The sequence below is a fragment of the Methylobacterium sp. Leaf100 genome (assembly GCF_001422845.1).
Taxonomy (GTDB): domain Bacteria; phylum Pseudomonadota; class Alphaproteobacteria; order Rhizobiales; family Beijerinckiaceae; genus Methylobacterium.
Map to the genome: position 1 here is coordinate 59,399 of NZ_LMMW01000001.1, position 20,370 is coordinate 79,768.

General features: G+C 64.4%; 19 protein-coding genes and 1 tRNA gene. 7 read left to right on the top strand and 13 right to left on the bottom strand.

What is annotated here, in order from left to right; all coding sequences use genetic code 11:
* Positions 1-207: 207 nt before the first annotated feature.
* Positions 208-2,472, bottom strand: a complete 2,265-nt coding sequence (glgX, locus tag ASF25_RS00235) for a glycogen debranching protein GlgX (protein ID WP_056302588.1) — start codon at positions 2,470-2,472, stop codon at positions 208-210.
* Positions 2,473-2,706: 234 nt separating this feature from the next.
* On the opposite strand from glgX, the gene ASF25_RS00240 reads away from it, so the two are divergent.
* From ASF25_RS00240 to ASF25_RS00250, 3 genes are all read left to right on the top strand, one after another.
* Entirely contained in the window at positions 2,707-3,483 is a 777-nt protein-coding gene (locus ASF25_RS00240; protein WP_056302590.1) for an SHOCT domain-containing protein, read from the top strand.
* An 87-nt stretch (positions 3,484-3,570) separates the two neighbouring features.
* Positions 3,571-4,638: a spore photoproduct lyase family protein gene (locus ASF25_RS00245; RefSeq protein ID WP_056303123.1), complete on the top strand. Its 1,068-nt coding sequence runs from the start codon at positions 3,571-3,573 to the stop codon at positions 4,636-4,638.
* Positions 4,639-4,677: 39 nt separating this feature from the next.
* Positions 4,678-5,142: a nucleoside deaminase gene (locus tag ASF25_RS00250; protein ID WP_056302592.1), complete on the top strand. Its 465-nt coding sequence runs from the start codon at positions 4,678-4,680 to the stop codon at positions 5,140-5,142.
* A 168-nt stretch (positions 5,143-5,310) separates the two neighbouring features.
* Here ASF25_RS00250 and ASF25_RS00255 read toward each other — a convergent pair whose 3' ends face one another.
* The 8 genes from ASF25_RS00255 to ASF25_RS00290 form a co-directional block, all read right to left on the bottom strand.
* Positions 5,311-5,622, bottom strand: coding sequence for an ETC complex I subunit (locus ASF25_RS00255; protein ID WP_056302594.1), 312 nt, complete (start codon positions 5,620-5,622; stop codon positions 5,311-5,313).
* Between the two features lie 39 nt (positions 5,623-5,661).
* Positions 5,662-5,738 (bottom strand) — tRNA-Pro (locus tag ASF25_RS00260).
* 62 nt (positions 5,739-5,800) lie between these two features.
* Entirely contained in the window at positions 5,801-6,034 is a 234-nt protein-coding gene (locus ASF25_RS00265) for a hypothetical protein (RefSeq protein ID WP_056302596.1), read from the bottom strand.
* A 464-nt stretch (positions 6,035-6,498) separates the two neighbouring features.
* Positions 6,499-7,008: a peptide-methionine (S)-S-oxide reductase MsrA gene (msrA, locus tag ASF25_RS00270; protein WP_056302598.1), complete on the bottom strand. Its 510-nt coding sequence runs from the start codon at positions 7,006-7,008 to the stop codon at positions 6,499-6,501.
* Positions 7,009-7,134: 126 nt separating this feature from the next.
* Complete coding sequence (locus ASF25_RS00275) at positions 7,135-8,823, bottom strand: methyl-accepting chemotaxis protein (RefSeq protein ID WP_056302599.1); 1,689 nt, start codon at positions 8,821-8,823, stop codon at positions 7,135-7,137.
* A gap of 282 nt (positions 8,824-9,105) precedes the next feature.
* Positions 9,106-9,819 carry an RlmE family RNA methyltransferase gene (locus ASF25_RS00280; RefSeq protein ID WP_056302601.1) on the bottom strand — a complete coding sequence of 238 codons (714 nt, stop codon included), beginning with the start codon at positions 9,817-9,819 and terminating at the stop codon, positions 9,106-9,108.
* A complete protein-coding gene (locus ASF25_RS00285; protein WP_056265853.1) occupies positions 9,816-10,925 on the bottom strand; it encodes a Ppx/GppA phosphatase family protein in 1,110 nt (369 codons plus the stop codon). The genes ASF25_RS00280 and ASF25_RS00285 overlap by 4 nt, the downstream gene beginning before the upstream one ends.
* A 147-nt stretch (positions 10,926-11,072) precedes the next feature.
* Complete coding sequence (locus tag ASF25_RS00290; RefSeq protein ID WP_056171626.1) at positions 11,073-11,540, bottom strand: response regulator; 468 nt, start codon at positions 11,538-11,540, stop codon at positions 11,073-11,075.
* A gap of 375 nt (positions 11,541-11,915) precedes the next feature.
* On the opposite strand from ASF25_RS00290, the gene ASF25_RS23850 reads away from it, so the two are divergent.
* Both ASF25_RS23850 and ASF25_RS00300 read left to right on the top strand, forming a co-directional pair.
* Positions 11,916-12,689, top strand: coding sequence for a cold-shock protein (locus ASF25_RS23850; RefSeq protein ID WP_056171628.1), 774 nt, complete (start codon positions 11,916-11,918; stop codon positions 12,687-12,689).
* 112 nt (positions 12,690-12,801) lie between these two features.
* Positions 12,802-13,053, top strand: coding sequence for a hypothetical protein (locus tag ASF25_RS00300; RefSeq protein ID WP_056265856.1), 252 nt, complete (start codon positions 12,802-12,804; stop codon positions 13,051-13,053).
* Positions 13,054-13,201: 148 nt separating this feature from the next.
* Here ASF25_RS00300 and rpsD read toward each other — a convergent pair whose 3' ends face one another.
* Both rpsD and murI read right to left on the bottom strand, forming a co-directional pair.
* Positions 13,202-13,819 (bottom strand): 30S ribosomal protein S4, encoded by a 618-nt coding sequence (rpsD, locus tag ASF25_RS00305; protein WP_056086744.1) that lies wholly within the window; start codon positions 13,817-13,819, stop codon positions 13,202-13,204.
* 221 nt (positions 13,820-14,040) lie between these two features.
* Positions 14,041-14,904 carry a glutamate racemase gene (murI, locus tag ASF25_RS00310; protein ID WP_244472874.1) on the bottom strand — a complete coding sequence of 288 codons (864 nt, stop codon included), beginning with the start codon at positions 14,902-14,904 and terminating at the stop codon, positions 14,041-14,043.
* Positions 14,905-15,126: 222 nt separating this feature from the next.
* Here murI and egtB point away from each other — a divergent pair, with 222 nt between their 5' ends.
* Both egtB and egtD read left to right on the top strand, forming a co-directional pair.
* Positions 15,127-16,398, top strand: a complete 1,272-nt coding sequence (gene egtB / locus ASF25_RS00315; protein WP_056302605.1) for an ergothioneine biosynthesis protein EgtB — start codon at positions 15,127-15,129, stop codon at positions 16,396-16,398.
* Positions 16,399-16,464: 66 nt separating this feature from the next.
* A complete protein-coding gene (gene egtD / locus ASF25_RS00320) occupies positions 16,465-17,403 on the top strand; it encodes an L-histidine N(alpha)-methyltransferase (RefSeq protein WP_056303125.1) in 939 nt (312 codons plus the stop codon).
* A 49-nt stretch (positions 17,404-17,452) separates the two neighbouring features.
* Here the strand turns inward: egtD and ASF25_RS00325 are convergent, their stop codons facing one another.
* A complete protein-coding gene (locus ASF25_RS00325) occupies positions 17,453-17,710 on the bottom strand; it encodes a hypothetical protein (protein ID WP_056265863.1) in 258 nt (85 codons plus the stop codon).
* Between the two features lie 194 nt (positions 17,711-17,904).
* Positions 17,905-20,364: an ATP-dependent Clp protease ATP-binding subunit ClpA gene (gene clpA / locus ASF25_RS00330; RefSeq protein ID WP_056302607.1), complete on the bottom strand. Its 2,460-nt coding sequence runs from the start codon at positions 20,362-20,364 to the stop codon at positions 17,905-17,907.
* Positions 20,365-20,370: the final 6 nt, after the last annotated feature.

The window sequence follows — 20,370 nt, forward strand, 5'->3', positions numbered from 1 at the left end:
TGTCTCCTTCCGTCGCTCCCCGCCCCAACGACGCTCCCTGATCCACAGAGCGAACATGACGCAACAATCGGGGTTTCGAGGATGCCTGACCTTCACGAGCTCAACTCGCCTATCGCACCTTCGGTTCACTGCAGGGCTATGTCCGATAGCATGCGTGCGTAGACGACAAGCGGGACGATGCGAACGAAGCACCGTCCCGGACCCACATCAATCCTTGCGCGCGCCGAAGCGGACGCTGTCGATGTTGGCGCGCTCGAACGCCTGCATCACATGCTGGTACGAACGCTCCATCTCGGTCACCTCGGCGTCCTCGACCTCCTCGGGCTTGAGCACAAACATAAGCATCGAGCGACCCGTGACATCGTAGCGTTCGCCGATCGGTACGCTGACCACTTCCTGACTGTCAGGCAGATTGGTGTCGAGGAGGCGCGTCCACGCGGAAGCGCCTATGGTTGCCGGCAAAGTGAACGACACGAGATCGTGGTAGGCATTGTAGAGCAGCAGCAACGTGGCGTCGCCGCCGCGACGCTGGATACCCGAGACCTGCGCCCGGCCGTCGAGAACGACCGCAAGTGACCGAGCATCACCCTGCGACCAGTTCTCCGGCGTCATCTCAGTGCCGGCCGGGGTTAGCCACGTCACGTCGCGTACACCGAGTTCCTCGTCGAACTCACCGGTGAGGAACCGCCCCCGGGTGAGAATCGGCAACGATTCACGAAGAATCATCAGCCGCTGCGTGAACTCGGTGAGGTCGCGCTCCTCTGGGCCGATGGCGCCCCAATCGAGCCAAGAGATCTCGTTGTCCTGACAATAGGCATTGTTGTTGCCGTTCTGGGTCCGGGCGAACTCGTCACCAGCGAGCAGCATCGGCGTGCCTCGAGACAGAAACAGCGTCGCCATCATGTTGCGCATCTGGCGCAGGCGCACGGCCCGGATTTCCGGATCCTCCGTCGGCCCTTCCACCCCGTAATTGTTGGAGAGGTTGTGGGAGTGCCCGTCTCGGTTGTTCTCCCCATTCGCCATGTTGTGCTTGTCGTTGTACGAAACCGTATCGTTCAGCGTAAAACCATCATGGGCGGTTAGAAAGTTCACCGATGCCCAGGGCTTGCGCCCGCGCTTGTTGAATTTGTCCGCTGAGCCAGTGATTCGGGACGCAAGCGACGGAAGCAAGCCGAGGTCCCCCCGCCAGAAGCCGCGAACGTCGTCACGGTACCGGTCATTCCACTCGGCCCAGCCGGGTGGAAAACCACCGACCTGGTAGCCGCCGGGGCCGCAATCCCAGGGCTCGGCAATCAGTTTGACGGAATTGAGCACGGGATCCTGGCGACAGGTATCGAGGAAGCCGCCCCCTTCGTCGAACCCATGGGGCTCGCGGCCGAGGATCGTCGCAAGATCGAACCGGAATCCGTCGACACGCATTTCGGTCGCCCAGTAGCGTAGCGAGTCGGTAACGAGTTGCAGAACCCGCGGGTGGGAAAGATTGAAGGTATTCCCGGTGCCGGTGTCGTTGATGTAGTAACGCGGCTCCTTGGGCATCAAGCGATAATACGAAGCGTTATCGACACCTTTGTAGGAGAGCGTCGGCCCCTTCTCGTTGCCCTCCGCCGTATGATTGTAGACGACATCCAAGATTACTTCGAGACCGGCGCCATGCATGCGCGCGACCATCTCCTTGAATTCGGAGAAGGCAAAATCAGGCACTGCCGAATAACGCCGGGCTGGGGTGAAGAACGAGATCGTGTTGTAACCCCAGTAGTTCACCAGGTCTTTTTCCTGGAGATAGTCGTCCTGCACGAAGGCGTGGACCGGCAGCAACTCGACGGACGTGACGCCAAGGCTCTTGATGTAATCGAGCACCGCCGGTGTCCCAAGACCTGCATACGTGCCGCGCAGCTTCTCCGGAACGGCCGGATGAAGCTTGGTGAAGCCTTTTACGTGCGTCTCGTAGAAGATCGTCTTCTCCCACGGCACATGCGGCTTGCGGTCCCGCCCCCAGGTGAAGGCCGGATCGATCACCCGGCTACGGCGGGTGAACGGCGCGGAATCGCGCTCGTCGAAGGTCAGGTCGTCGCCTGTCTCCATCTGGTACCCGAACAGGGCCGGGTTCCAGGTGATGGAGCCAACGAGACCTTTGGCATATGGATCGATGAGCAGCTTGTTGGGATTGAAGCGGTGACCGGCTTTCGGATCGTATGGACCGTGTACGCGGTAGCCATAAATGGTACCTGGCCTCGCATCGGGTAGATACCCGTGCCAGATCTCGTCCGTGTACTCCGGCAGTTCGATGCGCTCGAGTTCCTGTTCGCCCGCATCGTCGAACAAGCAGAGCTCGACCTTCGTGGCATGGGCCGAGAACAGGGCGAAATTCACCCCAAGCCCATCCCAATTTGCCCCCAGCGGATAGGGTGAGCCTTCCTTGATACGCGAGCGGGTGGCGGACGCCTTGCCCGTCTGAGAAAAATCGTCGGCCATAACTGCTCCAGGGACGGCGCCCTGCCCGATGCGGCGCTCTCATCGGGCACGTCGGCACGCCAAAACCGAAACGGGAACGCTCACGCTTCCCTCGAAGGTCCGCACCCGAGAAAACTTTTTGCGTTGCGAAGCCTGGCGCGGGGCACCATTCTGGGGTCGAGGGTGCATCACGGAGTTCGGCGGGATCGATCGCTTCCCGATGCATCGCCTCACCCTCCCATTGGGTACTCAACGATGACCGACCAACCGAACGGCCTGCAAACCATCGCCGACCGGTACGGAGTAAGCCTCGACGCCATCCGCCATCTCGTCGATGCCTTACAGGCCGGAAACGGCACCATGGCACAGTTCAACCACCGCGAACTCGGCGGCTTCGGTCAGTGGTCCTCGGGTGGCATGACGATGATCGGCAACATGTTCGACGCGGAGCTCAAAGCCCGCGTCGGTGCATTGTGCAGCACTCTGGCCGAAGCCCTGCCGGCAGTCGGCTTTCCAATCACCAGCGTCACGTCGGATGCCTGGTGGCCGCAGCACCTCGGACGGCCCGCGACTTCGGGCTCCCAAAACGGTCTGCGCTATGCTTATTTTCCGCATGCCCAACGCCTCGCGATCGCGATGGATGGGAATGTCATTCTCTATGGAACGGCAGGGCAGCACATCACCGGGGTTTCGCAGCAGCAGGGTGGCACTGGCGGCCTACGGTTCTCCGGTCCTGACGGGGCCATTCCTCTCGAATCCCTGCGTCGGATCGACGACGATCGTGGCGAATCGTTCGTTTCCTCATCGACCTCCACCGAACCCGACACGCCCGTCCAGCGAGATAACACCCTTCAGCCCAAGCCGTTCACGCCTGAACCCATTCATCGGGTGGAAGCGGGCCCGGCGCGCGCGCAATCCCCGGCCGACGAGGTTCTGACGACCCTGGAACGACTGGCCGAACTCCAACGCAAGGGAGTGCTGACGGAAGCGGAATTCTCGTCCAAGAAAGCGGAGCTGCTGGCGCGCCTCTGATGGGTGTCGATGTCCTGCGCCGACGTGTCCACAGCCAGCATGTTGCATGCGGGTCGCCACCGGCTCGCCGAGTCCCATGTCTCCTCGATGGGACTTTCGCGCGACTTCATCGATGTTCGGACGATCTATCACGAGGCGGCAGTCGCAACGTTTCCGCGCGGCCGTGAGATCTTGGATCGCTTCCCCGACGCACAGCGCATCCAGGTACCGTCACATTGGAACATCCCAGACCTCCACGGCAACGCCGGCTCGGTTGACGATTGGGTGCGGATCAAGCGCTCGACACTTGTCCTGGGGGTGAAGAAGGGGCTGGCCATGCGTCCGAATGGGCGCAGTGCTCACTTCATTGCCCCTTCGACGTCGAACGGCTGCGCTATGGCGTGCGCCTATTGTTATGTGCCGCGCCGCAAGGGATTCGCCAATCCGATCTCACTGTTCGTCAACGTCGAGGCGGTTTGTGCCGCGATCCGTCGGCATGCCGAGCGTCAGGGGCCCTTGTCCGCGCCGGACAACGTCGACGCCGCCCTCTGGGTCTACGATCTCGGCGAGAACGGCGATCTTTCGGTCGATGCCGCGATCAGCGACACCGTTCGCGACCTCATCGGCCTGTTCCGCGCATTGCCCAACGCAAAGGCGTCCTTCGCAACCAAGGCGGTAAACCGCGACCTTCTCGCCTACGATCCGCAGGGAAAGACCCGCATTCGGTTCTCGCTGATGCCCGAGCGCATCGCCCGTATCGTCGACGTCCGCACGAGCCCGATTCGAGAGCGGATCGCCGCCATCGACGACTTCGTGGCCGCCGGTTACGAAGTCCATTTGAACTTCTCGCCGGTCATCCTTTACGAAGGCTGGGAAGCGGACTGGGCTGAGCTCTTCACAGCGATCGATGATGGGATCGGGCGCGCAGCGCGGGCGCAGGTGAAAGCCGAGATCATCATGCTGACCCACAATGCCGATCTGCATGCGGTCAATCTGGGTTGGCATCCCAAGGCCGAGGATCTCCTCTGGCGCCCCGACATTCAGGAAGCCAAGATCTCCCAGGGTGGGGGTACCAATCTGCGCTACCGCACAGGCTGGAAAGGCCGGTGGCTTGCCCGTTTCACCGCACTCCTCAGCGAACGGATGCCGTACTGCACCGTCCGCTACGCATTCTGACCATTCGTTTTGAAGCCCGGCCCTGGAGAGCCTTCAGCCATGACCCATGAAGCCCATCTTCTCGACGCCGTCACGCTGGCCCACGGCAATGTGCTCGCCGAAGGCCGTCCGTATGGGGCCGTGATCGTGCGGGACGGGGCTGTCCTCGTACGTGCCGTCAATCGCACGGCCGAGACGCGGGATCCGACTGATCATGCCGAGATGGTTGCGATCCGGGAGGCGAGCCGCATTCTGGGATCGGCAAAGCTCGACGATTGTGTCGTCTATGCGAGCGGACGTCCCTGTCCGATGTGCCATGCCGCCATGCGACTCGCAGGCATCCGCGAAGCCTACTTCGCCTATTCAGCGGAGGAGGCCGAAACCTACGGCCTCATCAGTGCGGGCATCTACGCCGAACTCTGTCGCCCCTTGGCTGACCAACCGATGCAGGTGACGCATCACCCGGTACCCGCCGAAGATCATCCGTACGCGGCATGGCGTGAACGCCAAAAGACCAAAGATTAAGTCATTGGCTTTGTAAGTTGCCGGCGCTAGCCTGGGGCCATGACAGAGAACGATCTTCGCGAATCGCGCGCTGCGCTGATCCTGTTGGCCGTGACGGTTACCGCAGTGCTGATCTTCGGTGCAGTGACGATACTGATGCAGCTCTGACCGGAACAGACACAGCTGCGCTCAATGCGTCCAAGGCGCCGTACGATTGAACTTGAAGTTATCGGAGTAGGACAGCCCCTTCCGAACGATCGGTTGTTGAGGCTCCTCGACCCGGTAGGATAAGCCGGCACGCGCGGCATAGGCGATGGCCTCGTCGCGCGTCTCGAACTCCAGGCGGACCTGCTGGAGCATATCCGAGGAGCTCGTCCATCCCATCAGCGGGTCGGTCTCACGCGGTGCGCTTTGGTCGAATTCGAGGACCCAAACCTTCGTGCGGGCGAGCCCTGACTGCGACGCGTCCTTCGCAGGTTGATAGATCCGGGCGCTCGACATCGGACGATTCCCAACGGTCTCGGGTTACCAGTCGAAAAATGGTCGGGGCGATAGGATTCGAACCTACGACCCTCTGGTCCCAAACCAGATGCGCTACCAGACTGCGCTACACCCCGACGCGTTCTCGACGCCCTTGGCTCTTAGGAGCTTTGCGTGTTCCCGGCAAGGATGGAAGCGGTCAGGCGAGAATATCGAGGACACGCTTCTCCATATCGAGCGAGGAGCGGAGCATCACGGTGCTCAGGGAAACGTCCGTCTTGGCCGCGAGAAGCTGCATCGCCGTGGTCGACAGATCGACCTGTGCCGCCGCAGGCAGGCTCGTGCCGATCGTGGCGATCCGCTCCGCGGCTTGGGCGAACCGTTGGGTGGCCGCCGCTATGCCGCCGCGGCTGATCGACACCGCACTGATCATGTGCCGCTCCTCGCTTTTCCCGGACGCCCCCCATCAGGCTGCGGCTTCAAGGCCGACAACCTGCGGCGGTTGGAGAACTCATTGGTCTCGGACAGAAAGGTGCACGGACCTCGTTAAGCGAAGCGATCCGAGACGCATCGGATTCTAATGATTCGGTGGAAAAAAACGTCTCACATCAACTGGGCAGCGGGTTAGATGATCGACCAGCAAGTCCGGTCCTTCGAGCCGCATAGGGAACGCTGGACCATTCCGAAATCGAACTCCGGAGCAAAGCCGGACGTCACAGGCACGATCTATGCCCCTTTCGATGGTGACGACGATACTGATCAATTCACGATCGAAACGGACGGTTCTTCCTGTTGACTGTCGTGTTGACTGAATGTCCAACGGTCCCGAGCGCGTACGCAACGGCAGCGCGCACCGGCCGCAACGATACGGCGGCGCGAGCCCCCTTGCGGACCGCGTCAGGCAGCGTCGGCCCGGCGCGGCAGCGTCCAGTTCGGCCGTATGAAGTGACAGGTGTAGCCGTTCGGAATGCGCTCCAGGTAGTCCTGGTGCTCTGGTTCGGCCTCCCAGAATGGCCCGACGGGCGAGACTTCAGTCACCACCTTGCCGGGCCATAACCCGGATGCATTGACATCGGCGATGGTGTCTTCGGCCACTGCCTTCTGCGCTTCGCTCTCGTAGAAGATCGCCGATCGGTAACCCGGTCCCCGATCGTTTACCTGCCGATCGACCGTGGTCGGATCATGAATCTGGAAGAAGAACTCCAGAAGCTTGCGATAGCCGATCACCTCAGGGTCGAACAGGATCTCGATCGCTTCGGCATGACGGCCGTGATTGCGATAGGTTGCGTTCGGCACCTCACCGCCGGAATAACCGACCCGCGTCGCGATGACGCCCGACTGTTTACGGATGAGGTCCTGCATCCCCCAGAAACAACCTCCTGCCAGCACAGCGCGCTCGGTGGTCATGCATGGGTTCCTTCCATCTGGGCGGCAGGCTGCCGCCGCTACTCAGATGGTGAATCGCGTGGTCGTTTCCAGCACCCTAGGCACCGACCGTGGCATCGCGGCAAGAACGGAGGCGCTCTGAACCGCTCAGGCGGCGCGGACCCTGGCGAGGAACCGCTCGACCTCGGCACTGAGATGGCCGGACTGACGCGACAGGTCGGAGGCCGACGCAAGAACCCGAGTGGCGGCCGTACCGGTCTCCTCGGCGGCCGACGCGACGGCGGCGATGTTCACCGTCACCTCGCCCGTACCCGCAGCCGCCTGGGAGACGTTTCGGACGATCTCCTGGGTTGCTTCACCCTGTTGTCCCACGGCCGCCGCAAGCGAGATCGCGACGGTGCTGATCTCGCCGATTCGACCGCGGATCCCGGCGATGGCGGTCACGCTGTCTCCCGTCGCCCCCTGGATGCGGGCGATCTGGCTGCCGATCTCCTCGGTTGCGCGTGCGGTTTGACTCGCGAGCTCCTTGACCTCCGCCGCGACCACCGCGAATCCGCGTCCGGCCTCGCCAGCTCGCGCCGCCTCGATGGTTGCGTTGAGGGCAAGAAGGTTGGTCTGCGACGCGATATCGGCGATGAGTTTGACCACGTCGCCGATCCGGGCGGTGGCGCCACTGAGATCTTGTACCAGGGCGGCGGTTGCACCAGCCTCGCGCACGGCGACCTCCGCCAGGTGGGCCGAGCCCTGGACCTGCCGTCCGATCTCTTGGACCGTCGAACCGAGTTCTTCCGCCGCGGCCGCCACGGTCTGAACGTTGATGGCAGCCTCTTCGGCCGCCGCTGCGACGGAGACGGACCGAGTGCCCGCCTGAGTCGCCGTCGCGGTCATTGTCTGAGCCGTCGCCTGGAGCTCGGCTGCAGCGCTTCCCACCGAACCGACGATTCCACCGACCGCCCGTTCGAACGAATCGGCCATGTCACGCATGCCTTGCCGGCGCTGGGCCTCGGCTCCGGCACGCGCCAAAGTGGTCTCCTCCTCCAGATGCTTCATGCGGATGAGACCGTCCTTGAAGACCTGAACGGCGTCGGCGATGCGGCCGATCTCGGTGCCATTGCCCTGGTTCGGGATCACGGCGGTGAGATCGCCTTCCGCGAGCGCGGTCATCGGCCGGACGACGGCACCGATCCCGCCGGAAATGCCTCGAATGATGAAAACTGCGAGCAAGATCGACAGGACGAGCCCGCCTCCGACCACGGTCAGCACGATGGTTTCAGTTCGCTCGAACGCCTGCTCGCTCGCGAGGCGTGATTGTGCGGCGAGGCTGCTGTTCAAAGCGGCCAACTCGTTGGATGTGTCGATCGACGAGCGTTGGAGTTCGGAGGCTTTGCCCTGGAGACGCTCGAAAGCATCCTCGTTCAAGCCTCTGCGTGACAGCGCCAGGATCTCCGTGACCTCAACCTGATAGGCAGCCCAATTGGCTTTGATCCGGTCGTACAAGGCTCGCTCTTCGGGCGAACTGATGAGAGCCGCGTACTCTCCGACCACCTTCGCCACATGAGCCCCACGCTCATCAAGCTCGGTGTCGGCCCGCTTCTTGGAATCCGGGTCGAGGAGCGCGCTGTGGCGATAGACACTGATAGCGTAACGCGCCATCCAGGATGTAATTTCGCCAGCCTTCGCCACGCTCGGCAAAGAATCCGACTGAACCTGCACGAGATGATCATTGATGGTACGCGTGGCCTGCAGCGCCACCACCCCGATACCGGTCATGAGAACGATTACGATCGCGAAAGCACCGATCAGACGAGTCCGGATCGACAATCTGAATTGTGTCATCGATATTACCCGATCGATTTCGGAAAGAGCATCGATCTGGTATAACCATGAAAAATGAAGATTTTCTGAAATCGGTCGCGACTTTGACTGCCATTAAATCGCAGGCCGCGTCTTTGATTTGAATAAGCCCAGCATTTGAATGCAAGATACTTCCAGGCTGGCTAGGCAAGCCGCGTGCCTTGTGCGTCACGCACTCGGCGTCGCTCGGATATCCGTGCAATGTGTCGGGTCGGCGGACCTTTCGGATCTGCCGAGGAACAACCCGGCCGAAGCCGAGAGTTCTCAGGCGTCTTCCGCGTCGTCCGATCGCCGCCCACCACGATAGCCCGAGGCGAGAACGTAGAGTTCGCTCGAATCGGCACGGCTGGCATTCGGCTTGACATGCCGCACACTGGCGAAATCGCGCTTCAGATCAGCGAGAAGGCTGCCTTCGGTACCGCCTTGGAAAACCTTCGCAAGGTAAGACCCACCGGGGGCGAGAATCTCACGGGCGAACTCGGCGGCCGTCTCGGCCAAACCGATGATGCGCAGGTGGTCGGTCTGCTTGTGGCCGGTGGTATTGGCAGCCATGTCAGACAGGACCAAGTCTGCCGGCCCGCCAAGCAGGCCGGTGAGCAGTTGTGGTGCCGCAGGGTCGAGAAAGTCGAGGGTGATGAACTCGACACCGGCCATGGGCTCGATTTCGAGGAGATCGATCCCGACGATGCGACCGGTGTCGCCGACGATCTTAGCCGCCACTTGCGACCAGCCGCCGGGGGCGGCGCCCAGATCGACGATACGCTGGCCGGGCTTCAGGAGTTTGAAGCGCTCGTCGATCTCGATGAGCTTGAAGGCGGCCCGCGAGCGATAGCCCTCGCGTTTCGCACGGGCGACATAGGGATCGTTCAGCTGGCGCTCCAGCCAGCGTTTCTGCGAAGCCGTACGACCGCGCCCGGTCTTCACCCGTTGCTTGAGTTCGCCGCGCAACCCTGCACCGGCACCACGCCTGTCACTCACCGGTAACCCCCACGGCGCCACACGCCGTCCTCACGCATCATGTTCATCAGGAGCCCCTCGCGAAGGCCGCGATCGGCGATCCGCAGGCGATCGGATGGGAACGCCCGCCGGATTGCTTCCAAGATCGCACACCCCGCCAGCACCAAGTCGGCCCGGTCACGCCCGATGCAAGGATTGTCCGCCCGCTGGTCGAGACGCGTGTCGAGGAGGTCGTCGATGGCGCCCCCGACCTCGCCGTCGCTCATCCACAGGCCATCGACGCGGCGACGCTCGTAACGGGCGAGGCGCAGATGCATGGCCGCGAGCGTCGTCACCGTTCCCGACGTGCCGAGCAGGTGGAAGTGCCGGGCATTGGCGGCGGGCGCCGCGCGGATCGCGAAGCGGGCGAGCATGTCGGCCACTTCTTCCACCATGCCTTCGAAGGTCAGGCGCGTCACGTCGGCGCCGCCGTGACGCTCCGCGAGAGTGACTACGCCCACCGGCAGGGAGTCCCAGGCGCGGATGCGCAGGGTCGGGTCGGTGGACGGGTTCGTGGCCGCTCCGTCGAGCCATGCGATCTCCGTGGAGCCGCCGCCGATATCGAAGATCACCACCGATTCGGCATAGGGGTCGGCCAAAGCCGCGCAGCCCGTGACCGCGAGGTAAGCCTCTGTCTGACGATCGACGATCTCGAGATCGAGACCGACCTCGTCGCGTACACGCTCGACGAAAGCCGCGCCGTTCACTGCGAGCCGGCAGGCTTCCGTGGCGATGATCTTGGCGCGTACGACACCGCGCGCCTGCATCTTCGCACGGCAAACACGAAGAGCATCGATGGTACGCTCGATGGCGGGCTCACTCAGGCGGTCGGCATTTCCGAGGCCTTCGCCGAGGCGTACGATGCGCGAGAACGCATCGATGACTCGAAACCCGTGGGATGCGGGCTCAGCGATAAGGAGGCGGCAATTGTTGGTGCCGAGATCGAGGGCGGCGTAAGCATTCCGCCGCGGCGGCCGGTGGGTGGTGGCCTGCGTTCCGGATCGTTGCATTTCCCCCGGCGCGACCGTGGGGGTGATCGGGCCGGCCATGGAGCGGGCCGGGATGGTCGCGGCACTCTCTTCCCGCATCGGCTGTGCCGAAGTCCTTCCGCGTGATCTCAGGCGGAGAGCCGGATCATCATTCAGGCTCCACGCTACAGGTGTCGCGGGCAAACTGCAAAGCCCTGGATTCGTTGCGCGGATCGCCCTTGGCACGGCGCTTCTGCGTCGGTCAGGCTACGCCTTGCCGGCGGCGGCGAGCCGCGGCACTGGCCGCAGCAGGCTCTTGACCTGGGAGAATGGGCGCGGCCGGTGGATCACCTCGTCGAGGCGCGACCAAAGGGTCTTCGGCGAGAAGGGCTTGGCGATGATCTCGTTGACCCCGAGCGAGATCGCACGGTCGACCACGTTGCGGCGCGGCTGAGCGAGCATCAGAATGATCGGGACCGTCGGAGAAGGCGATGTGGTCGGTGTGCGGGCGAGACGAATGAACTCTTCACCCGAGAGAATCGCCAGATCCCAATCGATGATGGTGATGTCCGGCTTGCTCTCTGCCAGCACCCCGAGCGCCTCGGCCCCGTCGGGAGCCTCGAGGACGCGCTTGATGCCGACGCGCATGAGCATGTCCCGCACAATACGGCGGATGTACAAGCTTTCGTCCACGACCAGGGCGGACAGGTCCGGAAACGTTGGTGTGGCGATCATGCGGCAGCATTCGGCTCCGGTCCGCTCACTCGGATCGGCCCGGCATCACCATTAACCCAAGAGCCTTTTCGCTTTCCTAACGTCGGACCCAAATCCGCCCGCGTTCGACGTACAAGGGCGATCGGAACCAAACCTTCCCACAGTCTTTCTGCACCCACCCCGATCCGCTACGCATTTTGCCGCACAAAATTAAGGGAACCGTCGCTCGGGCGCCGAAATGGACCTTGCGAGAGTGGCGCGTTTCAGTCAGGACTAAGGCGTTATTCTTGGTCACCGCTGCCGGGGGTAATGATAGTGCGGAGCGTGGGCTGTCTGGGATGGCGCGCACGCGGTATTCACAAATGATGGTCGGCGGACGGTTTTTGCGAGCTTTCTATGGGACGTGGTCGTGATTTCAGGGGGCCGCAGAAGCGCGGCTTCGATGAGGGTGGAGCCGAGCCGCGTTGGCCCGATCAGGCTCCGCCGAGCGGCGGTGGCTACGGTGGCGGCTTCGGCGGTGGCGGCGGCTTCGACCGCGCCCCGTCGCGCGCGGCGGCAGCCCCCTCGGGACCGGAGCGCGATGCGACGGTCAAGTGGTTCAACAAGGAGAAGGGCTTCGGTTTCGTCGAGCTGGCTGACGGCTCGGGCGATGCCTTCCTCCATATCCGCGCCGTCGAAGCCGCAGGCCATGCCGACCTTCTGCCCGGCACGCGCCTGACGGTCCATACGGCCCAGGGCCAGAAGGGTCCGCAGGTGACCGACGTCACCAGCGTCGACACCTCCACGGCCGAGGCGGCCCCCATGCGCGATGCGCGTCCGCCCCGTACCGGCGGCTTCGGCGGCGGCGACCGCTTCGGCGGCGACCGTGGTGGTTATGGCGCCCCCGCCGGTGGCGGCGATCGCTACGGCAGCGCTGGCGGCGGCGACCGTGGCGGCGGACGCTTCGCCAGCGGCCCCTCCACGGAGATGAGCGGCACCGTGAAGTGGTACGATCCGGCCAAGGGCTTCGGCTTCGTGTCCGTCAACGATGGCGGCAAGGACGTTTTCGTGCACCGTTCAGCCCTGTCGCGCGCCGGCCTCGAATCACTGGCCGAAGGCCAGCAGGTCGTGCTCGGTGTTGTCGAGGGTCAGAAGGGTCGTGAGGCCCAGAGCATCAACGTCGACGATTGATCCGTGAGCCCGGCCGTCCTTCGGTCACGGTTCCGAGTTCAACTCGAGCGAGCGGCGGTCCCCCGGGGCCGCCGTTTCGCGTTTCAGCCCCGAAATTCCAGGTGGAGAGGCCATGCGAATCGTCCCGCTCAGCCTGATCTGGCTCGCGGCCCTGGCCGTCCCGGCCTGGCCGGAAGACTTTACCGGTGCCTATGCGGGCGTGAACGCAGGTTATGCCTTGTCCGGTCGGGACCGGACTGACGCGGGACCCGGTCTCCTCGCTCCGGATGGCGCCCGCGCCCAGGAGATGCCGCCGAGCGCGCAGCAGGCATCGGAGGCGTTGCGCGCACGGAACCTGAAGGATCGCCCCTCTCTTCCCCGTTAGACATCGGCCAAGCGTGGATGCCGGGTCTCGGCAAGGGCCGATGCGAAACGGCGCCCACCAAACCCACGCCTCGCGAAGGAACGCCCGACCAACAAAAAGGGCCGCCCCATGGGGCGGCCCTTTTCACATCGGCGGCGATCCGGGCGGATCAGCGCGAATAGAACTCGATCACGAGGTTCGGTTCCATCTGGACGGGGTAGGGCACCTCGCCGAGGTTGGGGATGCGGGTGACGCGGGCGGTCATCTTGGCGTGATCCACCTCGATGTAATCCGGTACGTCACGCTCGGCGAGCTGCGATGCCACGACGACGATTTCGAGCTGCTTCGAGGAATCCTTGACCTCGATCACGTCGCCGGTCTTCACGAGGTAGCTGGCGATATTCACCCGCTGACCGTTAACCTTGACGTGGCCGTGGTTGACGAACTGGCGCGCGGCGAACGGGGTCGGCACGAACTTGGCGCGATAGACCACGGCGTCGAGGCGACGCTCGAGCAGGCCGATCAGGTTCTCGCCCGAATCGCCCCGGAGACGGATGGCCTCGGCGTAGTAGCGGCGGAACTGCTTCTCGGTGATGTTGGCGTAGTAGCCCTTCAGCTTCTGCTTGGCGCGCAGCTGAGTGCCGAAGTCGGACATCTTGCCCTTGCGGCGCTGGCCGTGCTGGCCTGGGCCGTACTCGCGGCGATTGACGGGGCTCTTCGGGCGGCCCCAGATGTTCTGGCCCATGCGGCGATCGAGCTTGTGCTTCGCCTGAATACGTTTTGACATCGCGGTTCCTCTCGCAACAGAGATTTATCGAGGAACGCGCCCTCCTCTTTCCGGACCGGCCCTATGGCCTGACCCGGAACGACAGAGCGGCCGAAGCCGACTCACGGGTGCGCTTGAAAACGTTTCGGGGCCCCTCGTCGGGACCCCGTCACGTGCGTTTCCCTAGAGTAGGGCCGTGCCCTCGTCAATGCCGAGCCGGCTTCGTCGCCGGGAAAGTGCTCTCATTGGAGCCCGAGCGGCATCGCCTCGACGGCGACGGAGGTGACGTCGCGCAGGGCGAGGGAGGCCCGCAGGGGCTCGGTGAGCCCGGCGCCGCCCGTGAAGGCGCCGAGTATGGAGCCAGCGCGGTGTTCCATACCACGCGGCGGCGCGCCGAGGAGCTGCGTCACCCGGCGGGCGATGGCAGGAGCGGGGTCGATCCACAGGACCGGCCACGGCGCCAGGGCCTGGAAACGGGCCAGCAGCAGGGGGTAATGCGTGCAGGCGAGGCACACCACGTCGGTGCGGCGCCCGTCGTCGCTGATACTGAAGCACGGGGCGATCTCTGCGGAGAGCCGCGCATCGTCCACGGGGGTACCGGCAAGCTCCGCCTCGGCGAACCCGGCGAGGTTCGGGGCCCCCACCAGGGTCACGGCGCAGGCCGCGGCATAGGATTCGATGAGTTCGTGGGTGTAGGTGCGCGCCACCGTGCCGGGGGTGGCGAGCAGGCTGATCCGGCGCGAGCGCGTCGCTTCCGCGGCTGGTTTAATTGGTGGAACGACGCCGACCAACGGAATCGTGAAGCGCTGGCGCAGGGCCGGCAGGACGAGGGTCGAAGCGGTGTTGCAGGCGATGACCACGAGGTCGGGCCGGTGGAGCGCGACGAGGCGGTCCATCACGGCGAGCACCCGGTCGACGAGGGCTGCTTCGTCCAGGCGGCCATACGGGAAGGCGGCGTCGTCGGCCGCGTAGACGTAGGCCGCGTCCGGGCGGGCGCGGCGCACCTGCTCCAGCACAGTGAGGCCGCCGAGTCCCGAATCGAACACGAGGATCGTCGGGGTCGGGTTCGCGCCCGTCGCCACGGGAATCGTGGCCGTGCCCGCCATGAGATTGTTCCGCATCCGAACCTGGTCCGACGTCCCACCCAAGGGAGCAAGTGTCGATGGCGCCCGGTTAAGAGGATGTGACCAAGGCACGAAAAAGGCGATCGTCCTCGAACACCGCGTCGCAAGCCCGACGAACCGCGACGAACCGACCGGCCCGGCGGCCGTTGCCGAATGTCGCGTCCACCATATGTTCCGAAACCACGAGCTTCTGGAGACATCGGCATGGCAGCGACCGCAGCGTTTCGCGACACCAGACCCGCGTTGTCCGGCCGCCCCGCTTTCCCGCCCCCGAATCTCGGTGCCAAGCCCGTCGACCGCACGGCCTGGATCGCTGCCTTCCACCATGTCCGTGACGAGACCGAGCGCCGGGCCGCCCCCCTGTCGCCGGAGGACCAGCAGGTCCAGTCCATGGCGGATGCGAGTCCAACGAAGTGGCACCGCGCTCACACGACGTGGTTCTTCGAGCAGTTCCTGCTCCGAGCGCACCTGCCGGGATACGCACTCTATGACGAGCGCCTGCACTACCTGTTCAACTCGTACTATGTCGCTGCTGGTCCGCGTCAGCCCCGTATCCTGCGCGGTCTCATCACCCGGCCGACGACCGCGGAGGTGGCGGGCTACCGGGCGCATGTCGACCGCGCCGTGGACGCGCTTCTCGCGCAGGCCTCGGCGGCGGCCCTCGAAACGCTGCTGCCGATTCTTGAAATCGGGCTCTATCACGAGCAGCAGCACCAGGAATTGCTGGTCACTGATATCCTGCATGCCTTCGCGCAGAACCCCCTTGGCCCGGCCTACGACGCGGACTGGCGTTTTCCTGCGCCATCCGCCGCGTCGGGCAAGGTCGACTTGGCCCGGGGCATCACCCGGATTGGACATGGCGGCGAGGGGTTCTCGTTCGACAACGAATCACCCCGGCACGACGTGCTGATCCAGGGCGGCACCCTCGATCGCGCGCTCGTGACGAACGCCGAATGGCTCACTTTCATGGCCGATGGGGGCTACACCCGGCCCGAACTCTGGCTTTCCGACGGCTGGCTCGCGGTCCAGGCCGAGGATTGGAACGCGCCGGGCTACTGGCGCCAGGACGAAGCCGGCTGGGCTTCCATGACGCTCGCCGGAATCCGGCCCATCGACCCGTCCCTGCCCGTTAGCCACGTGAGCTACTACGAGGCCGACGCCTACGCGCGCTGGGCCGGACGCGACCTGCCTACGGAGTTCGAGTGGGAAGTGGCGGCCCGCGACGGTTGCCTCGCCGATGCCTTCGGCTCCGTCTGGCAATGGACCCGCAGTGCCTACACGGCCTATCCGGGCTATCGGCCCGTGGACGGGGCGCTCGGCGAGTACAACGGCAAGTTCATGTCGAACCAGTTCGTTCTGCGCGGCTCGTCGGTGGCGACGCCCGAAGGCCATGCCCGCGTGGGCTACCGGAACTTCTTCTATCCGCATCAGCGTTGGCAGTTCACGGGCCTGCGCTTGTCCGACATCCGCATCTGAACTGAAGCCCGCGTCCCGGAGACTCCAGCGTTGACCATCAATCCCGTCTTCACGAACGCGAAGCCCCTGGCTGCCCGGGACGCCCGGCAGCAATTCGAGGACGACGTCGTCGCCGGCCTCTCGGCGCCGCAGAAATTCCTGTCCGCGAAGTATTTCTACGACGCGGCCGGGTCGGACCTGTTCGAGGCCATCACCCGCCAGCCGGAGTATTATCCGACCCGTACGGAACTCGGCATCCTCGATACCAGAGGTGCCGAGATCGCTGCATGCCTCCCGGCTCGGGCCAATCTGGTCGAGCTCGGCAGCGGCTCAACCGTGAAGGTGCGTCGCCTCCTGGTGCACCGGCCGGACCTCGCCGCCTACGTGCCGGTGGATGTCTCCGAGACGTTCCTGCACAGCGAGGCCGAGACCCTGGCCGCCGACTTCCCGAACCTCGCCATCGCGCCCGTGGCGGCGGATTTCACCCGCGCCTTCACCCTGCCGGACGGGCTGTCGCACGATGCCGTCGCGGGGTTCTTTCCCGGCTCCACCATCGGCAATTTCGAGCCGCCCCAGGCGACGTACCTGCTGGCGCATTTCGGCCGGGTGCTCGGGCCTGGCGCCACCCTCATCGTCGGCGTCGACCTCGTGAAGGACAGGACCGTGCTGGAGGCGGCCTACGACGACGCGGCTGGGGTAACGGCGGCGTTCAACTGCAACCTGCTCATTCGCATCGCGGGCGAACTCGGGGCGATCCTCGACGTCGAGGGGTTCGGCCACCGGGCCTTCTTCAACGCGGACGCGTCGCGCATCGAAATGCATCTTGTGAGCCGGCGGGCGCAGACGATTCACCTCGCGGGCCACACCTTCGCCTTCGCCGAGGGCGAGACGATCCACACGGAAAACAGCTACAAGTACACGCTCGACAGCTTCCGGACCCTGGCTGTCGCGGCGGGCTGGATGCCACAGGCCGCCTGGACCGATGCCGAGGGTCTGTTCTCGATCCACGCCCTGACGCGGGCCTGAGAAGTCGCGCCTGAAATTTCGTCCCGGACATCGTATCCGCGAAGAGACCTCAGCTGCGCTTCTCCATCATCGCCTTGACCTGCATCAGTTGATCCCAAACCTGTCCCGGCGACGTGCCCAGCGCGTCGAAACCGGCATTGATTCCCCAATAGAGTCCCACCACCATGATCGGGACGAGGATCCAGCCGAGAATCTCCTCTCCCCTGTGGCGACGGCGGCGGCGCGCGCGTCGATCGTCGCGCCGTGTCGCAGCAGGCGCGGACTGATGTTGTACCGGCGTGAGGGGGCCCTCATGCAGATCGCTCATTCGGATGCCCCCTGATGATTAACTGGACCACACGCACCGTGCGCTGAACCGAAGCGCCTGCGCCTCAAGGCCCGCTTGCTAACCATCGCAAGCCCGCGTGTCGACCGCTTGAATCGAGGTGCCGTTCGCTTCCCTGAAACAGCAGCGGGACCGGCCGGCACGACCCGACCGATCCCGCTCCATGTCTCGACGGCTCAGGCTTTGACCAACGGTACCTTCGGCACGGTGCGAACGTTTCCGGAGCCCCCGTTGTTGGACCCGTCGTCCTTCTTCCGCGGGGAGACCTTGGCCCGCGTACGCTTGTGCTTCTTGACCGCGTTGGTCACGTCTTTTTCGGGCTTCGGGGTCACCGGACCGGCCGGGAACTCGAAGCCGAGAGCCTGCTTCTCACCCTCCTCGGGCGTCTTCACCACCACCCGTACGGCACCGCCGTCCTTGAGGCGTCCGAACAGCACCTCGTCGGCGAGCGGCGTCTTGATGGTGGACTGGATCAAGCGCGCCATGGGGCGGGCACCCATGGCATCGTCGTAGCCGTGCTCCACCAGCCACTCGCGCGCCTCGTCGGACAGTTCGATGGTGACGTTACGGTCGGCGAGCTGCGCCTCGAGCTGGAGGACGAACTTGTCCACCACCTTGGCGACGACCTCCTTCGGCAGGTGACCGAACGAGATGATCGCGTCGAGACGGTTGCGGAATTCCGGTGCGAACAGCTTGTTGATCGCCTCCACATCGTCGCCTGTGCGCTTGGTCTGGGTGAAGCCGTAAGCCGACTTCGCCAGATCGGAAGCGCCCGCATTCGTGGTCATGATGATGATGACGTTGCGGAAATCGACCTGCTTGCCGTTGTGATCGGTGAGCTTGCCGTGGTCCATCACCTGCAACAGGATGTTGAACAGGTCCGGATGGGCCTTCTCGATCTCATCCAGCAGCAGCACGCAATGCGGATGCTGGTCGATGCCGTCGGTCAGCAGGCCGCCCTGATCGAAGCCGACATAACCGGGGGGCGCGCCGATGAGGCGGCTCACCGTATGACGCTCCATGTATTCCGACATATCGAAACGCAGCATCTCGACGCCCAGGGAAGCCGCGAGCTGCTTGGCCGCCTCGGTCTTGCCCACACCCGTGGGGCCGGCGAAGAGGTACGAGCCGATGGGCTTGTCGGGATCGCGCAGGCCGGCGCGGGCCAGCTTGATCGCCGAGGTCAAGGCCTCGATGGCGCTGGGCTGGCCGTAGACGACGCGCTTGAGGCTGTCGGTGAGGTTCTTCAGCACCACCGCGTCGTCCTTCGACACGGTCTTGGGCGGGATGCGCGCCATGGTGGCGATGGTGGCTTCGATCTCCTTGACACCGATGGTCCGCTTGCGGCGCGCCTCCGGCACCAGCATCTGCGAGGCGCCGGTCTCGTCGATGACGTCGATCGCTTTGTCGGGCAACTTACGATCGTTGATGTAGCGCGCCGAGAGTTCCACGGCCGCCTTCACCGCCTCGGTGGTGTACTTGAGCTTATGGAATTCCTCGAAGTACGGCTTCAGCCCCTTCACGATCTCGATGGCGTCCAGGATCGACGGCTCGTTGACGTCGATCTTCTGGAACCGGCGCACGAGGGCGCGGTCCTTCTCGAAGTACTGGCGGTACTCCTTGTAGGTGGTCGAGCCGATGCAGCGGAGCGAGCCGTTGGCCAGTGCTGGCTTCAGGAGGTTCGACGCATCCATGGCCCCGCCCGAAGTTGCGCCGGCGCCGATCACCGTGTGGATCTCGTCGATGAACAGCACCGCGTTGGGGTGCGCCTCGATCTCCTTCATCACCTGCTTGAGGCGCTCCTCGAAGTCGCCGCGATAGCGGGTGCCGGCGAGCAGCGTGCCCATGTCGAGGGAGAACACCGTGGCGTCGATGAGGACTTCCGGCACCTCCTTGTGGATGATCTTGCGCGCCAGCCCCTCGGCGATGGCGGTCTTGCCGACGCCGGGATCGCCCACCAGCAGGGGGTTGTTCTTCTGACGCCGGCACAGAATCTGGATCGTGCGTTGCACCTCGGTCTCACGGCCGATGAGCGGATCGATCCGGCCGTCGCGGGCCTTCTTGTTGAGGTTGATGCAGTACGCCTCGAGGGCATCGCCCTTCTTCTTCGGACGGGCGTCGTTGTCGTCTCCGCTCGGGCGTTCGGCTGCGGATTCCTCTTCGGCACCCCGTACGGGCTTCGGCTCGGACGACCCGGGCCTCTTGGCGATCCCATGGCTGATGTAGTTGACCGCGTCGTAGCGGGTCATGTCCTGCTCCTGCAGGAAATAGGCGGCATGGCTCTCGCGCTCGGCGAAGATCGCCACGAGCACGTTGGCCCCCGTCACTTCCTCGCGGCCCGAGGACTGCACGTGGATCACCGCGCGTTGGATCACGCGCTGGAAGCCCGCCGTGGGCTTGGCGTCCTGGCGTCCATCGCCGATGAGGTTGGCGAGTTCGGTGTCGACGTACTCGACGAGGCTACGCTTGAGCGTGTCGACCTCGACGTTGCAGGCCCGCATGACTGCCGCGGCGTCCTGATCGTCCACAAGGGCGAGGAGGAGGTGCTCCAGCGTCGCGTATTCGTGCCGCCGCTCACCGGCGAGCGCCAGGGCGCGGTGGAGAGCTTGTTCAAGGCTGCGAGAGAAGCTGGGCAAAGCGTG